This is a genomic window from Arthrobacter sp. Soil761 (genome assembly GCF_001428325.1).
Taxonomy (GTDB): Bacteria; Actinomycetota; Actinomycetes; order Actinomycetales; family Micrococcaceae; genus Arthrobacter.
In genome coordinates this window covers 445870-459714 of the sequence record NZ_LMSF01000001.1, presented here as the reverse complement: position 1 = coordinate 459714, position 13845 = coordinate 445870, and the positions used below count along the sequence as shown (strand labels likewise).

Sequence of the window (13845 nt, the reverse complement as noted above, 5' to 3'; positions counted from 1 at the left end):
AATTTAACCTTTCGTCGCGGGCCTTACCAGGCCGTCCGTGACGTTCTCACACAGGCAGCCGCGGCAGGCAGAACATACCCGCGCTCCAGTAGCCGTATGGAGGACTTTTTGTCTTGGTTTGACGCAGTACCACAGTTTGTCCTCGCGGTGGCCCTGCTGATGATCCCCGGATTCACCGTCGGCATGGCCGCGCGACTGGGTGCCACCCGGGCCGCCGCCGCTGCTCCCTCTGTGAGCGTCTCAATAATTGCTGTGGCTGCAATCCTGGCACCCTTCGCTGGAATTGCCTGGTCGCTCCTGCCGGTGGTCGCCGTAACCATTGGGGTGGCCGCCGTAGCTCTTGCGGTGTCCCTCCTGCTCAGGAAGCGGGCCGGAGCGGTTGATGCGGGGTTGAAGGACAATCCGGGCCACTGGATCCTTGCCTCTTTGGCGGCATTGGCCATCGCAGCCGTCCTGATTGGTCGTCGGCTGTTGAACGCCGCCGGTTCCCCGGAGTCGTTTTCCCAAACCTTCGACAATGTGTTCCACCTGAACGCTGTGCGGTACATTCTCGACACCGGCTCCGGCTCGTCCCTCACGCTTAATGCGATGACGGGGGCCGGTTCCTATCCCGCCGCCTGGCACGACCTGGTCTCCCTGCTCGTCGGCATTGGGGGAGGGGACATCACGGCATCCGTAAACGTCATGAATATTGTCGTGGCCTCCTTCGTCTGGCCGCTTGGGTGCATTTATCTCGCACAGGCCATTTGGGGGCGCCGTCCGGCCGTCAGCATCACTGCAGGCATTGCATCTGCTGCATTCGGCGCTTTTCCAATTTCGCTCTTGGACTTCGGTGTCCTGTACCCCAATTTTCTTGCGCTTGCCCTCCTGCCTATGGTGATTGCCTTGGGACTGGACGCACTTGGCCTGTCTGCCGTATCCAGCCGATCCAGGCTCCTGAGCCTGTTCCTGCTGCTTGCGGCTCTTCCGGGTATGGCACTTGCCCACCCAAGCGCCGCCATGGCGTGGCTGGCACTGATGTTGCCCCCGGCCCTCTACGTATACACCCGCATTTTCACGACTACGGTTGCAACCCGGCGGGGCAAGGAACGAATCATCGTTTCAACGGCCCTGGCACTCGGCTTCGTTGTCGCCGTCGTACTGCTCCGAGTCTTGTGGGACGCGGTGCGTCCTCCAGCCGAGGCTGCCTTCTGGCCGCCGGTAGAGTCGACGGGGCAGGCAATTGGAGAGGTGATCTCCAGCTCAGCAATTGGCCGTCCAGTTGCGTGGGGCATCATGCTCCTGACGCTGATCGGCATTTACTTAACTTTCCGGTCCGGGCGGCAGCTGTGGCTGCTGGGAACCTATGCGGTGGCTGCTTTTCTCTTCGTTGTGGTCAGCTCCTTTCCGGCTGACGACTTCCGGCTTTTCCTCACTGGCATCTGGTACAACGACCCTCCCCGGCTGGCGGCTCTCCTGCCCGTGGTGACGATTCCGCTTGCGTGCAGGGGTGCCGTCGCGGTGTGGAATCAGCTGTCCATCCTCGTGGCAAAGGGCGCCGGCCTGATAAGGGGCCGTTCTGTCCGGCCTACCGCGCCTGTGACGGGCGGGAAGACTTTGCGGCCGGAGATGTTGGGCGCCGTGGCGGCTACCGTCATGGTTTTGGCTTTGATTGTGGCGACTCAACGCGGCAATGTCAGCCAAGCCGAAGCGTCAATGGCAGGGTCTTACCGGTTGTCCGAGAACTCACCGCTGATCTCCAGCGACGAGATGGCGCTCATCAAGCGCTTGCCAGGCGAAGTGCCCCAGGACGCCCTTATGGTGGGCAATCCATGGAACGGAAGTTCCCTCGCGTACGCCTTTGCCGACCGGAAGCTCGTCCAACTCCACATCCTCAGCGCCGTTCCCCAAGGTGCAACTCCTTTGCTTAACGGTCCTGCTCCGGCCAAGGACGATCCCGCCGTATGCCCGACAGTTGAAAGCCTGAAGATCGAATACATCCTCGACTTCGGGCACCGGGAAGTCCATGGAAGGGACAGTGGCTATAAAGGACTGGACGCCCTCATAGCTGCAGGCATGGCCACACTCGAAGACTCCCAGGGTGAGGCGAAGCTCTACAAACTCGACCTGTGCCCTTCCCCTCCTGCGTAGAGGCTAAACCCGGCCTCATAATTCAGCCCCGGAACGGTTGGTATCCGCTTTGCGGGAACTATGACCCCTGCTTAGCCCCGCATGTGTCGACGGAGTACCACAAGCTGGTAAGCCGCAACAAGGGCTTCGGATATGGCGACGGCCCAGGCCACCCCCACCACACCAAGGCTGAGTGCTCCCGCTACGATCATCGGGGCACCTGCCAGGGCGCCGATGAGTGTCGATCTCGCTAGGTCCCGTGCCCGTCCAACTGCTACAAGGCAAGCCAGTCCCAGCACCTGTGATAGCGCCACCGCTGCAAAAGCCACTCCGATCGGTACGCTGAGGCTTGTGCCGAATGGGATGGGATCTTTGACAAGAACTTGAGCCGCAAACGGGCCAAGGATCGCCAGGGCCAGACCGCCTGCCACCCCAATCAAGGGCGCGGCCTGGGCTGCACGCCGGATTCTATGCTTCTGGTCCCGTACGCCACCTTCCGGTATCCAACCCTGAATAAATTGGAGAACGGGCGAGAAAGCTACGGCGCCGTATCGGAACAGCCGGTCCGCGAAGGCGTACACGTCCAAATGGGACGGAATCAGGATTGTGACGGCAAGAATCGGCAAATTCACGTAGAGGCTCCCAGTCGCCGCAGTGATGACTCCGTGCCGTTGCAACTGCATGCGCGACCAGGACCCACGGATGGAGAAGTCGAAGCTCAGGGTCGACTTAGCCGAGCCCAGCACCACGACTGCGCTGATCGCTACGGCAAACAGGCTGAACAGCAGTTGCGTCAGCACCATGAGAGTCAAATCTCTCGTGTTCGTAAGAACGAAAAGTCCAGCAACCGTACCGGCCAACTGCGGCAGCGCGTCAGCCAGAAAGAGGCGTGTTGGCTTTGCCTCGCCGATAAAGTACCAAGAGGCCCCAAGGAAGGGGAGAAGATACGTCAGGGAGGCCAGGAAGACAAAGGCGGCATGGGCCGGCTGCAAAGCAATCATGACGCAGCCCATGATTGGTGCCGTCAACAAGTAGAGATAGGAGCGCGTTACGAGTGAGTCCGCGAAAAGTTGCGGACGTTCGGCCGCTGGCAGCGACGCGACCATCGACGGTCCGACGGTTCCCCATCCAAAGGCGACCAGTACACCGAACAGGGTGGCCAGCGATTGCACCAGCGCAAGGATGGCCCACAGCCCGGACCCGACAACGTCGGTGATGACAGGAATAGCTATTAGTCCGACGACGGTGCCGAGGCCAACGGTCAGGGCAAACTTCGCCAACCTGGCCAGCGCTGCGGCAATTGCTTTCATGCGGTTCTGTTCCTTCGACGTGCCTTTGTAAGCGTTGAGCGCCAAAGTATCCAGCTTAGAGTAGCCGGCGCCCCTCGCCGGACAAGGGGATTGTGCGCCAGGTCGACTACGATGTACCGGGAAGTTGATCTAAAAAGTCAGGAAATTTCATGTCCGTAGCTGCTGTCGTCGTCTCTTACAACCGTCTTGACTACCTGAAGAAGTGCCTGGCGGCTCTGGAACAGCAGACGAGGCCGCTCGATGAAATCATCGTCATTGAGAACGGATCCACCGACGGAAGCGCAGAGTACATACGCGACTCACACCCGACTGTCACGATGTTTGAGACAGGTGCCAATCTCGGTGGAGCCGGGGGCTTCGCCTGGGGAGTGGAGATTGCTCTTGCCCACGGCCATGATGCAGCGTGGCTCATGGACGACGACGCTGAACCCGAATTGGACGCACTGGCGCCGTTGATGGAAAAGTTCGAGTCCATGGCGCCCCGTCCCGCGTTCCTTGCGTCACTCGTGACGGCGGGCCGGGGGGAGTTCAATCCCAGGAATCCCCCCGTAGTGAGCCGGGACGCTCATAAGCAGGTACGGGCCAGCGAACTGGGCGGTATCGCCATTGATGCCGCGACCTTCGTGGGCGTGCTGATCAACCTTCAGGTTGCCGCCGCCACGCATCTGCCGTTCAAGGACTTCTTTATCTGGATTGATGACTCCGAATACACCCATCGACTGTCCAAGATGGGCTTCGCGATGACCGTCAAGGAGAGCCAAGTCAACCACCCGGTTGCCAAGGGCATTGGAGAGGACATGGGATCACGGCTGTTCTTCCATGTCAGAAACAGCCTTTGGTACATCCGGGAACGGGGATTCCCGCTGGGTACCAATGTGTTCGATGTTCTGTTGTTGATCCAGCATTCTCTGCACCAGGGACTGGCCGCCCGGAGTAAGAAGGACTGGTTTGTGGCGGTTGCCAAGGGTTATGGGCAGGGTTTCTTCACCAAACCCACCCGTCAGATGCCCGGTGAACTGCTGGCCACCCTTACCACCGAGGCCCGGGAACGCATCAACTGCTGACGGTCCCGGTCACGTGCTGCGGCAGCACCGGACGCTCAAGGGGGCCTTGGAACCGAAGCACCGCGAGGGCGCCGGCGAACAGGTCAGTTGGTTATGTTCCGGCTGCTGATGGGTTTCACGAAGACCCCCAGCAAGATTTCCAGCACCCGCATCAAGGGCACATTTTTGCGTCGCCAACCCAATGCCAAAAGCTGGATCAGGCGTAGTGCCTTGGGCGCGGCATAAATTTCCAATGCACCCCGAAGGTCCGCAGGGATTGAACGTCCGTCGCTCTGAAGCCGCTGCAGGAGCGTCCGTGCCATCAGCGTCCGCCAGCCCAGCCCTGTCTTATAGATGAGTCGGCAGATACTTATAGGCGAAGCGTTGCCTTCGTAGCGGCGCACGAACCGGAACGTGTTACGTATCGAGCCCGTAAGACTCTGCCGGGATTCTCCCACAACGTTGCCGCCGTGCTGGATGTAGTCCTGGAGGACCAGGTCCTTCACGCGTGCGCCGTCTCCGGCCATAGCGCAGAGAGCGATCCAATGGTCGTGATACTGGGAAGGGGCGGCCAGCGACGGGAAGGGCAAAGCCAACTCAAGGACTTCACGGCGAAACACACAGAGTGCGCCTGTAACCTGGTTGTTGGCGACAAGATCAGCCGGCCCTACATTCTTCCGATCGGTCTGAGTACCCTTGGCTGGGTCCAGGTCTGTTGTTGACATCTCTGGTGATACGACGCGGGCTTGACACGTCACAAGCGCTGACTCCTCGAGGTAGGGGAGCAGCGTGGTGAGCTTTTCCGGATACCAGTAGTCATCCTGGTCGCTGAGGGCTACCCAGCGTGCCTCCGCAGGAACTGCATTGAGCGCACGCTCAAAATTGTGATGGAACCCAAGCCTGTCGTCGTATCCAAGCACCTTGAAACGCCTGTCGCCTCCGCAGGTCCGGCTGACAATGTCCTGGACGCGCTCAAAATTGCCATCAGCCGATATGAGGCATACAAAGGCGGTGTGAGTCTGGGCTTGAATGGACAAGAGCTGCCGAGCGAACATGGTTTCGTCCGGCTCGTAGGCGGCCATAGCTACAGCGCCAAATGCTTCAGAATAGTTACCCGCCTGAGCCGGCGAAGTTGGAGGCGAAGGAGCGGGGCTCATGTTGTCTGGGACTTCCGACGAAGGGCAACGAGGAACGCCCGGAGCAACATAATCCTGGCTCGGACGATTTTGGAGATGGGACGTCGCGATTTGGGTGTCGTGTTTTGTTCATGCAGGCGGCGTGCAACAGTGGCCGATTCCACATGTTCCATTTCACGATTAATGTTCGCCACGATCGCTATCCACTGGTCGTGGGTTTCCGTAAGAAACGTTGGAAAGGGAAGAATCAGACGCTTGGCATCTGCGCGGAAGGCCATGGTGCAGCCATAGTAGGGTCGGATGCCGATCCACGTGGTAACCAGGTTCGATAGCCAACGCCCACTGTCGGCCTTCTTCAACTGCACTTTCTGCAGCTTGTTGGCGGGGCCGCCAAACACCGTGAAGTTGCTTGCCGCAAAGGCCTTGGTGTGCAGTGAATCCACCAGCTTTTCCACGCGCCCCGGCAACCAGATGTCGTCCTGGTCCGAGAGCATGATGTAGGCACCTTTGCTCGCGGCGATTGCCTTCTCGAAGCTGGAAACATACCCCATGTTTTCCTGGTTGGGAAGGAGGATGATACGGGAGTCATTGATGCTGCGGACGACGTCGATCGTCCCATCTTTGGAGGCATCGTCCACGACGATGAGTTCGTCCTCGGGCGACAGTTGGTCGAGAATGGACGATATCTGCTCCGCCAGGTAATCCTGTCCGTTATATGTTGCCATGCAGACAGATACCCTTTTTACCGCTTTCGCATTCATGAGCTGATCCGTTGCTGAAATGAGGGGTCAATCTTTCCGAGCCGTCCAAGCCAGCCGTCGAGGCAGCCGCGGGCCAAAGCACGGAGTTGCCCCTTGCGGTTTGCCCCATACAGCAGTCGAAAGATGTCGCTTTCCAATTGGAATCTGAGCCGTCGCAGGAGCCAGCCTGGGAATCGCGCACCGTATTGGCGCCAAAGGTAAATGCTGTTTCTGGTTATGTAGTACACCCGGAACGGCGCGTGCGAGTGGACGTGCCGTTTGGTGCCCAGAACGGACACATGCCATCCGAAAAGCATCATCGGCTGTGCATGCCCCAGGGCATGGGTCATATTGCAGCCCTTTCCTATCAGGGTGGCGAGGCCATGGGACCGGACGCGCAGATTGAATTCAGAGTCCACGCAATCGATGAAGAGTCTTTCATCCATCATTCCCACGGCTTTGAGGGTTGAGACAGGTATCAGAGCTCCAGATTGGAGGGGATCGAAGGCTTCAGGAAAGTGAGCTTTTTTGGTGAGAAGGGGAACGTTTAGGCCATTGTGCGACTGGGCGCTGATAAGTCCGGGATCTATTCCCTCGGCCTTCGCCGCCGTGAAGGTGTTGAGCGCAGCTTCAATGTAGCCGGGATCAAGCGCGGAGTCCTGGTCCAGGGTCAACACGAAGTCGGGGGACCACTTTTGAAGCGCCAGATTGATGCCGGTGTTCAGGGCGGCAGCAATTCCTGAATTTTCCGGCATCCGGAGCACAGTGCAGCCGATCTCTTCAAGCTCCTGCAGGACGGTGCTGGAATGGCTGATATCCGAGCCATCATCGACAACCACGGTGTGTGCCACCTGCTTGTTGAGTTCCAGGACTCTCTCGGACAGGTCCACCGGCGGGTGGAATGCGGAAATAATGGCCACCACTCTGGCGTCACTCTGGCGCGTCACGTCTCACTGTTCCTTTTCGCTTATCCGAATTGACCGGCCCCAACTGTGGGAGTCGTCAGGCAGCAGGATCCAGTGTATCGTCGCCCGGAGGGAACAAGGCGTCAGTCATGAGACGCGGTAGACTAGCGTCTTTTGTCCAGACCAGGTCAGTTCTTTCTCCAGGGTCAAGCAAGAAGCGGAAAGTTCTCCGGATGCCGTGATGTGGGTAAGGCTTGGAAACGCCCCTTTCAGATCACAGGGGTCAATGTGGAGGATTGTCCTGTCTCCACCGTTGTTTGAGAAGGTCTTTGGCAGCCCAGGTGTCCAGGCGAATTGAATGAAGCCGCCGCCCCTGTTCCAGTCGTTGGCATATCGATGTTCGGGATCAAGAATGCTCCACTTACTTTGGTCGGGGCCGGAGCGCTGAACTCCCGTGAGTGAGGGCACGCCATTAGCAAGCAAGAGGGTGTCAACAGCCGACCTGTCGGTGGCCCAGAGAGTTCCTGCTTCGCGGCTTTCGCTCCCCTCGGAATATAAGTAGGTCGCTGCTGGTGACGCTCTGAGGTCGCCCAAGCCGAAAAGTAGAGGATTAGCGCCATAGACTGGAATCGCGGCAACGACAGCAGCAAGTCCGACGGGATAAATGGACTTGGGAAAGCGTGTGACAAAGAAGACGACTGCTGCAACGCCGGCAGCCGCGAGAAGCGCCTCCTTCCTTGACATGCCCGGCAGATAAGTGAGCTGAAGCTGGGAACCCGCATAGGCGGTTACCAGTCCTGTTGTGAGCCCTGCAGCAATGGGCAAGCGCCACCGGGGGCTGTCCTTGAGACGGGACAACAGCACGGCAACCAACAATGTGCCGATAATTCCGCAGACTTGGGCCGCCCTGGCAGGCTGGACATAGTTGAGCAGAGGGATTTGAGCCCCCACAGGGCCAAAATTAAAGGTGCACCACAGAAGCCACACAGCACCAAAGAAGGAAAGTATCAGGGGTACGACATTATCCCTCCATCTGCCGATTCCAGAGACGCCCAGCCATACCAGCACAGCCCAAAGGAAGGTTATGGTAAACGCGGTAGACATCTCGCTCTGGTTGCTGCCGACAGGGATTGCATCTTTGAGCTCCCCCAGGGATGGTGCACCAAAAAGGAACCCAAATGGCTGAGCTTCGCCAGTTGACCGTCGCGAACCTGGATATACCGTGTTCAGCAGGGCATTGATGCCCTCCCTGTTTTCCAGCAGCGTGCCTATCCCGAATATCAACGCTACACCGGCTGTGAAGCCGAGGGCCTTGATCTTCGGCACCCAACTCTCCTTCCGGGAAAGGATCCAAAGGGACGTTGCAGCCACCACGGGAAGACCCAGAACCAAAGACCACGGAATGTAGAAGCTGGGGATGCCGGCGAGGAGAATTCCACCAGCAACGGACTGAGCGAGCGGGATGGGCAGGCGCCGCGATTTGAAGCCGCCATATGCGGAGAGCAGGAGACTCGACCCCGCGATCGTGTACGCGATTAGCTGGATCGGCATCATCGTCCACCAGGATGCGGCGGGGGAGAGCGCTATAAGGAAAGCAGCCAGCCATCCCATGTGCCGGGATGCCCCAATCTGCTGAAACCATTTGGGAAGGAAAAGGAAGAGCAGGAAGGCCGGGAGCCACCAGTGGGCTGCGAAAACCATCTCGTCGGGCAGAACCGCCGCGGACCGGAGCATGGTGGAATCAAAGTAGACGAACGTTTCGAAGAACCCGCCGGAAGGATACCTGTGAACGACATCAGCCGGCGCGGCAAGATAGCTGGTAGTCGGGGCTGCCCCCGTCGCCATGATGGAGATCGCAATCGGGGAGAATGCGTTGTACTCGTCAGAGCGAATAGCGGAGCTCGACCCCAGTTGGTTTCCTTCCGGGTGGGAAGGATCTTGTCGGAGTTCTGCCACTCCAATTGAAGAGGTCGTGGCTCCAGTGATCACCAGGAACGCATACACAGCGATGACGGCCATTCGCGCCATTCGGTCGGAAGCTGACACCCAACGCCAGGCATGCAAGCTGATGCTTTGAAGTCTGGACGACATCTGGGGTGACATTCTGCTCTTCCTTCTTGCCTAACGACTGCTGTTACCTTTGCCATAACCCGGGCACGACGCTGCACAGACAATTTCGACCGACTTGCATGGGATCCCTGCCGCCCATAGATCGCGGCTGGCGCCCAGACCAAGGGGACCAAAGGTGAAATCACCGGCTATGGCTCGATGCCGCAGAATGATGTGTTGTTGCTCCCCAAATTTCTGAAGCGCCGAATTAACCCCCGCGCCCCCGGCGAGGGCGCCACGTATGCAACGGCAACGCAAGTATAACGTCATGGAACCGGTCGAAGCCGTCGGCGCGAATGCCGCCTCGACCTCTTTGCCGGTAGCACCCCATGGACAGCCACCCGGTATGATGGCTTGAGCCCGACTGCAACCTGCGGGGGTATACGGAACTGGGAGTGGCTTGCAGACAACAGACAGTGCGCGATCAGTGAAGCATCGAGCACAGAAACTCGCTTCCCGGATCTCAGGGATCGTTGAGCGCAGTCACCTGATCAAGTTCCTGCTCGTTGGAGGCGCTTCCTTCGCAGTAGATCTTGCTCTACTGGCCCTCATGCATGAAGTCTTCGGAGTGGACCTCTGGATTGCCACGCCCATCGCTTTTGTCGCCAGCTTGGTGTTCAACTTCGCCCTCCAGCGCTCCTTTACGTTCCGTGCCAGAAACCGGAGCCATGTGAGCCTGCTTAAGTATCTGGCCCTGGTGGTTTTCAACATCGTGGCAATAGATGTCATCGTGAACGGCTTCGACGCCTGGGGAATTTCCTACGGAATAGGCAAAGCGTTCGCGACTGTACTGACCACATCTTGGAACTTTTGGCTCTATAAGGTATGGATTTTCAGGCATGAGCCCGGAAAAGTTCCTGCTCGTGCAGGAACTGTGACCGCTGAAGGCACGGACTAGCACTCCTCAAACGACCATCTGGCTCACGTTCGGACTAACCGCTGGCGGGCATCCGCTGGAAGACAAGAAAAGGATCTACCTGGCACATGGCCATTGATGTATTGCTTCCCTACTATGGGGACGTCGACCTGATGAAACTCGCTGCCCAGAGCGTCATGAGCCAGCAGTTCGAAGACTGGCGGCTCATCGTGGTGGATGATGGGTTTCCAAGCCCCGAACCTCAGCGCTGGTTCGAATCCATCTCCGACCCTCGGGTGAGCTACCAAAAGAACGAAAAGAACCTGGGTGCCAACGGAAACTACCGCAAGGCCCTGGACCTGGCTGAAGCCCCCATCGTCGTCGTCATGGGCGCTGATGACATCATGCTGCCGAACTATCTGGCAGTAGTATCAAAGGCTTTCAAAGCCTACCCACAAGCCAGCGTGGTGCAGCCAGGGGTCCAGGTGATCGATGAGAAGGGCCGAGTCGCGTCGCCTCTGGTCGACATCGTCAAGAAGGTCTATGCCCCGAGCGTCAAGGAACCGGTCCTCCTGCAGGGCGAAAGAATGGCAACCAGCCTTATGCGGGCAGACTGGGCTTACTTCCCGTCCCTTGCTTGGCGCACGGACGTGATTCGCCGCATCGGTTTCACCGAGGGGCTGCACGTCGTCCAGGACCTCGCACTATTGCTGGATATTGCTGCTGAAAACGGATCTATGGTGGTTGATCCAACCTTGGCATTCCTTTACCGCCGTCATTCAGCCTCAGACTCATCAGTTAAGGCTCTGGATGGGAGGCGCTTCGATGAGGAGCGGGCCTTCTTCGAGGGCCAGGCGCGCCGATTCCGCGAACTCGGCTGGCAGAGGACAGCTCGCGCGGCTGCTTTCCATACGACGTCGCGTCTGAACGCCGCTACCCTGGTCGCGCGTTCCCTGGCGATTGGAAAGACCGATTCCCTGCCCCGGCTGTTGAAACACGTTATCTCTTAGGAGACTTAAATAATTCAGGTGGCTGCAGGCATTGACCGGCAGCCACCTGAATAGTTTAAGCAGTGGTTTCGGGTGGCCTTCCCGCGCTTGGCACCTCGTTGTCCGGTACAGATTGATCGCGTGTTTGGCCTTTTTCCAGTTCCTGTACTTTGAGCCGCAGAATTCCTACTTCTTCGGCCAGGACACGGATTTCGTCCTCAGCCTGGGACTGCTCGAAAGACAGATGAAGGCAGACCAGGACGAGCAAAAGCAATGCCATCGCGAAAAGAAGGTTTGAAGGCACTTGAACGCCGAGCACGCCGCTGGCCCAGAAAAGCAGCTGTGGGAACGCAACAAGGACCAGCATTCCAACACCGATGATGATCCAGAGGACTGCGTACTTTTCCCTCAAATGACGCCGGCGGAGCATCTCGAAGATAATGAGCAGAATGACCAGCACAAAGATGAAGCCAACAAGCGTGGCCATGTGAACTCCTAGTTGGATGACGGTTCGTTCTTCTTGCGCGTCAAAGCGAAGAGGAGGGCAAAAGCTGACCGGCCGAGGTAGATGGCTGCCTTCAATGGGTCGTGGCTCGGCGTCCCGCCCTGCCGCTCCCGCATTGACACTCCAACCTGGCGCACGGTGCACCCAGACCGGATCGCAACAACCAGGGAATCAATGGTGTCCCCGAGGTACTCCGCAGGGTAGTGGTCTACGTATTGCCGGATGGCCTTCGTGTTCGCAGCGCGGAAGCCTGACGTGACATCCGTGAGCCGGGTTCCTGCGACCCTCGATATCGTCCACGCCAGGACGTTCATGGCCCACTTACGGGGCCCGCGGACTGTGTAATTGCCCTTATCGGCGAAGCGGGCACCGATGACGATGTCTGCTTCCTGGAGCCCATCGAGGACGGCTTTTATATCCCGGGGATCGTGCTGGCCATCCGAATCCACTTGGATGACCTGGGTGTAGCCGTGCATCTTTGCGAATTTGAACCCGGTTCTCATGGCACCGCCAACGCCCATGTTGAACGGTAGCTGCACAACCAGCGCGCCTGCATCACGGGCTACCTGTGCCGTGTCGTCCCGTGAACCGTCGTCAACTACCAGGACATCGCAATCCGGGCCAAACTCGAAGACCTCACGAATCGTGTTGCCGATGGCCTCCGATTCGTTCCAGGCCGGCATGATCACAAGGGTGTGCTGCGTCTGATCTACAGGTCTCATGCCTTATCGTTTTCCAACTTCAGATAGGCTGCCAGCCGCTCGTCGGCATCAGGTATGTCGAAACCCGTAGAGCGCGTCTTTGCCAAGTCGAGCGTGCTGGAAAGTGGCCGCGGGGCCGCTGCCTTGTCCTTGAAATATTCGGCAGTGGTGATGCCAGTGACGTCACTGCCGGATGCCCCGCACTGCTCGAACACATCCCGCGCAATATCCGCCCAGCTCCTGACGGGCCCGTCATTGCTGAAGTTATACAAACCGTAGGTTGCATCCGACTCCAGCAAATGTCGAATGAAAGCCGCAATGTCCTGGGTGAAGCTCAGGCGGCCTGTCTGGTCATTCACGACGGAAGGCTTGACCCCTTTTCGCGCCAGGCTGGCCATGGTGCGGACGAAGTTATTTCCTTCTCCAATAACCCAACTGGTCCGCACAATGTAGTGGCGGGGAACCACGCTGACTACCGCGTCTCCGGCGGCCTTGGTCTGCCCATAAACGCCCAAGGGAGAGCAGAGCTCGTCCTCGTCGTGGATATCGCGGCTACCGTCAAAGACATAGTCCGAGGAAATATGGACCAAAGTGAGATCATTCTCGACGGCGGTGCGCGCCAGTTGCGCTACGGCCGCGACGTTGATGGACCAGGCGGAGGCCCGCCCATCTGCGCTTTCCGCTGCGTCGACAGCAGTGTAGGCGGCGGCGTTGATAATCGTCGAGTAGTTCTTCCAGTTCCTGCTTTTGAAACTGTTCGCGTTGGTGAGATCGAACTCAGCGCGGCCTGCAAACTCAACCGAGGTATCGCCGTCGTACTGGGCACGAAGTGCCTTGCCCAGCTGCCCCCCGGCACCTACCACAAGGATCTTCTTGGCTGCCATCGGGACCACGTCGGCCATCCGCGGGTGCGCTTTGTCCTTGTCAGAGAGTTCCGCCTGGGTGAGCGGAATCGGCCACTGGATCGCAGCCGTCTCATCGGCGAGGTTAAGGAAGGTGTATTGACCTTGAGCGTCCGCGGACCAGTGGTCGTTCACCAAGTACGTGTAGGCGGTATTGTCCTCCAGCGTCTGGAACGCATTGCCGACTCCGCGGGGGATGAAGATTGCCTGGCTCGGGTCGAGTTCAGCCGTGAAGACCGCACCGAACGAGGGGCCCTCCCGAAGATCAACCCACGCCCCGAAGATGCGGCCGGTGGCCACCGAAATGAATTTGTCCCACGGCTCGGCATGGATCCCACGGGTGGTTCCGGCCTTTTCGTTGTAGGAGATGTTGTTCTGCACGGGCCGGAAGTCAGGCAACCCGAGAGCAAGCATCTTTTCCCGCTGCCAGTTCTCCTTGAACCATCCCCGGTTGTCGCCGTGGACCGGGAGGTCGTAGAGAACGACGCCGGGAATGGGGGTTTGGTGGGCAGCAAGCTTCTTCGAGAACTCCAGCGACAT

At 58.7% G+C, this 13845-nt stretch carries 12 protein-coding genes; 4 read left to right on the top strand and 8 right to left on the bottom strand.

The features are described 5' to 3' along the window. Window positions 1–108 precede the first annotated feature (108 nt). Entirely contained in the window at window positions 109–2130 is a 2022-nt protein-coding gene (locus ASG79_RS02150) for a DUF6541 family protein (protein WP_056388198.1), read from the top strand. Window positions 2131–2201: 71 nt separating this feature from the next. Here ASG79_RS02150 and ASG79_RS02145 read toward each other — a convergent pair whose 3' ends face one another. Further along, window positions 2202–3419 (bottom strand): lipopolysaccharide biosynthesis protein, encoded by a 1218-nt coding sequence (locus ASG79_RS02145; RefSeq protein WP_018768493.1) that lies wholly within the window; start codon window positions 3417–3419, stop codon window positions 2202–2204. A 149-nt stretch (window positions 3420–3568) separates the two neighbouring features. Between ASG79_RS02145 and ASG79_RS02140 the strand changes: the two genes are divergently transcribed. Further along, window positions 3569–4483, top strand: a complete 915-nt coding sequence (locus ASG79_RS02140; RefSeq protein WP_018768492.1) for a glycosyltransferase family 2 protein — start codon at window positions 3569–3571, stop codon at window positions 4481–4483. 83 nt (window positions 4484–4566) lie between these two features. Here ASG79_RS02140 and ASG79_RS02135 read toward each other — a convergent pair whose 3' ends face one another. From ASG79_RS02135 to ASG79_RS02120, 4 genes are all read right to left on the bottom strand, one after another. Next, window positions 4567–5544 (bottom strand): glycosyltransferase, encoded by a 978-nt coding sequence (locus ASG79_RS02135; RefSeq protein WP_018768491.1) that lies wholly within the window; start codon window positions 5542–5544, stop codon window positions 4567–4569. 71 nt (window positions 5545–5615) lie between these two features. Further along, a complete protein-coding gene (locus tag ASG79_RS02130; protein WP_026265649.1) occupies window positions 5616–6359 on the bottom strand; it encodes a glycosyltransferase in 744 nt (247 codons plus the stop codon). Continuing rightward, on the bottom strand, window positions 6356–7285 hold the full coding sequence (locus ASG79_RS02125; protein ID WP_235509706.1) for a glycosyltransferase: 930 nt from the start codon (window positions 7283–7285) through the stop codon (window positions 6356–6358). The genes ASG79_RS02130 and ASG79_RS02125 overlap by 4 nt, the downstream gene beginning before the upstream one ends. A 105-nt stretch (window positions 7286–7390) precedes the next feature. Then, entirely contained in the window at window positions 7391–9262 is a 1872-nt protein-coding gene (locus tag ASG79_RS02120) for a hypothetical protein (RefSeq protein WP_156400147.1), read from the bottom strand. 490 nt (window positions 9263–9752) lie between these two features. On the opposite strand from ASG79_RS02120, the gene ASG79_RS02115 reads away from it, so the two are divergent. After that, the gene (locus ASG79_RS02115) at window positions 9753–10250 is read left to right on the top strand and encodes a GtrA family protein (RefSeq protein ID WP_231377405.1); all 498 of its coding nucleotides are present in this window, start codon (window positions 9753–9755) and stop codon (window positions 10248–10250) included. Window positions 10251–10336: 86 nt separating this feature from the next. Continuing rightward, on the top strand, window positions 10337–11218 hold the full coding sequence (locus ASG79_RS02110) for a glycosyltransferase family 2 protein (RefSeq protein WP_056388064.1): 882 nt from the start codon (window positions 10337–10339) through the stop codon (window positions 11216–11218). Window positions 11219–11273: 55 nt separating this feature from the next. Here ASG79_RS02110 and ASG79_RS02105 read toward each other — a convergent pair whose 3' ends face one another. From ASG79_RS02105 to ASG79_RS02095, 3 genes are read right to left on the bottom strand one after another with little or no spacing between them, the layout of a single operon-like run. Continuing rightward, a complete protein-coding gene (locus ASG79_RS02105; RefSeq protein WP_018768485.1) occupies window positions 11274–11684 on the bottom strand; it encodes a DUF2304 domain-containing protein in 411 nt (136 codons plus the stop codon). Between the two features lie 8 nt (window positions 11685–11692). Then, the gene (locus ASG79_RS02100) at window positions 11693–12424 is read right to left on the bottom strand and encodes a glycosyltransferase family 2 protein (protein ID WP_018768484.1); all 732 of its coding nucleotides are present in this window, start codon (window positions 12422–12424) and stop codon (window positions 11693–11695) included. Next, window positions 12421–13845, bottom strand: a complete 1425-nt coding sequence (locus tag ASG79_RS02095; RefSeq protein ID WP_018768483.1) for a sugar nucleotide-binding protein — start codon at window positions 13843–13845, stop codon at window positions 12421–12423. Before ASG79_RS02095 ends, ASG79_RS02100 begins: the two co-directional genes overlap by 4 nt.

Excerpts from the sequence above, each read along its gene's own strand:
- ASG79_RS02145 (WP_018768493.1), bottom strand. The coding sequence starts at position 3,419 with ATGAAAGCAATTGCCGCAGCGCTGGCCAGGTTGGCGAAGTTTGCCCTG.
- ASG79_RS02140 (WP_018768492.1), top strand. The coding sequence starts at position 3,569 with ATGTCCGTAGCTGCTGTCGTCGTCTCTTACAACCGTCTTGACTACCTG.
- ASG79_RS02135 (WP_018768491.1), bottom strand. The coding sequence starts at position 5,544 with ATGGCCGCCTACGAGCCGGACGAAACCATGTTCGCTCGGCAGCTCTTG.
- ASG79_RS02130 (WP_026265649.1), bottom strand. The coding sequence starts at position 6,359 with ATGAATGCGAAAGCGGTAAAAAGGGTATCTGTCTGCATGGCAACATAT.
- ASG79_RS02120 (WP_156400147.1), bottom strand. The coding sequence starts at position 9,262 with ATGGCCGTCATCGCTGTGTATGCGTTCCTGGTGATCACTGGAGCCACG.
- ASG79_RS02110 (WP_056388064.1), top strand. The coding sequence starts at position 10,337 with ATGGCCATTGATGTATTGCTTCCCTACTATGGGGACGTCGACCTGATG.
- ASG79_RS02105 (WP_018768485.1), bottom strand. The coding sequence starts at position 11,684 with ATGGCCACGCTTGTTGGCTTCATCTTTGTGCTGGTCATTCTGCTCATT.
- ASG79_RS02100 (WP_018768484.1), bottom strand. The coding sequence starts at position 12,424 with ATGAGACCTGTAGATCAGACGCAGCACACCCTTGTGATCATGCCGGCC.
- ASG79_RS02095 (WP_018768483.1), bottom strand. The coding sequence starts at position 13,845 with ATGTCGCTGGAGTTCTCGAAGAAGCTTGCTGCCCACCAAACCCCCATT.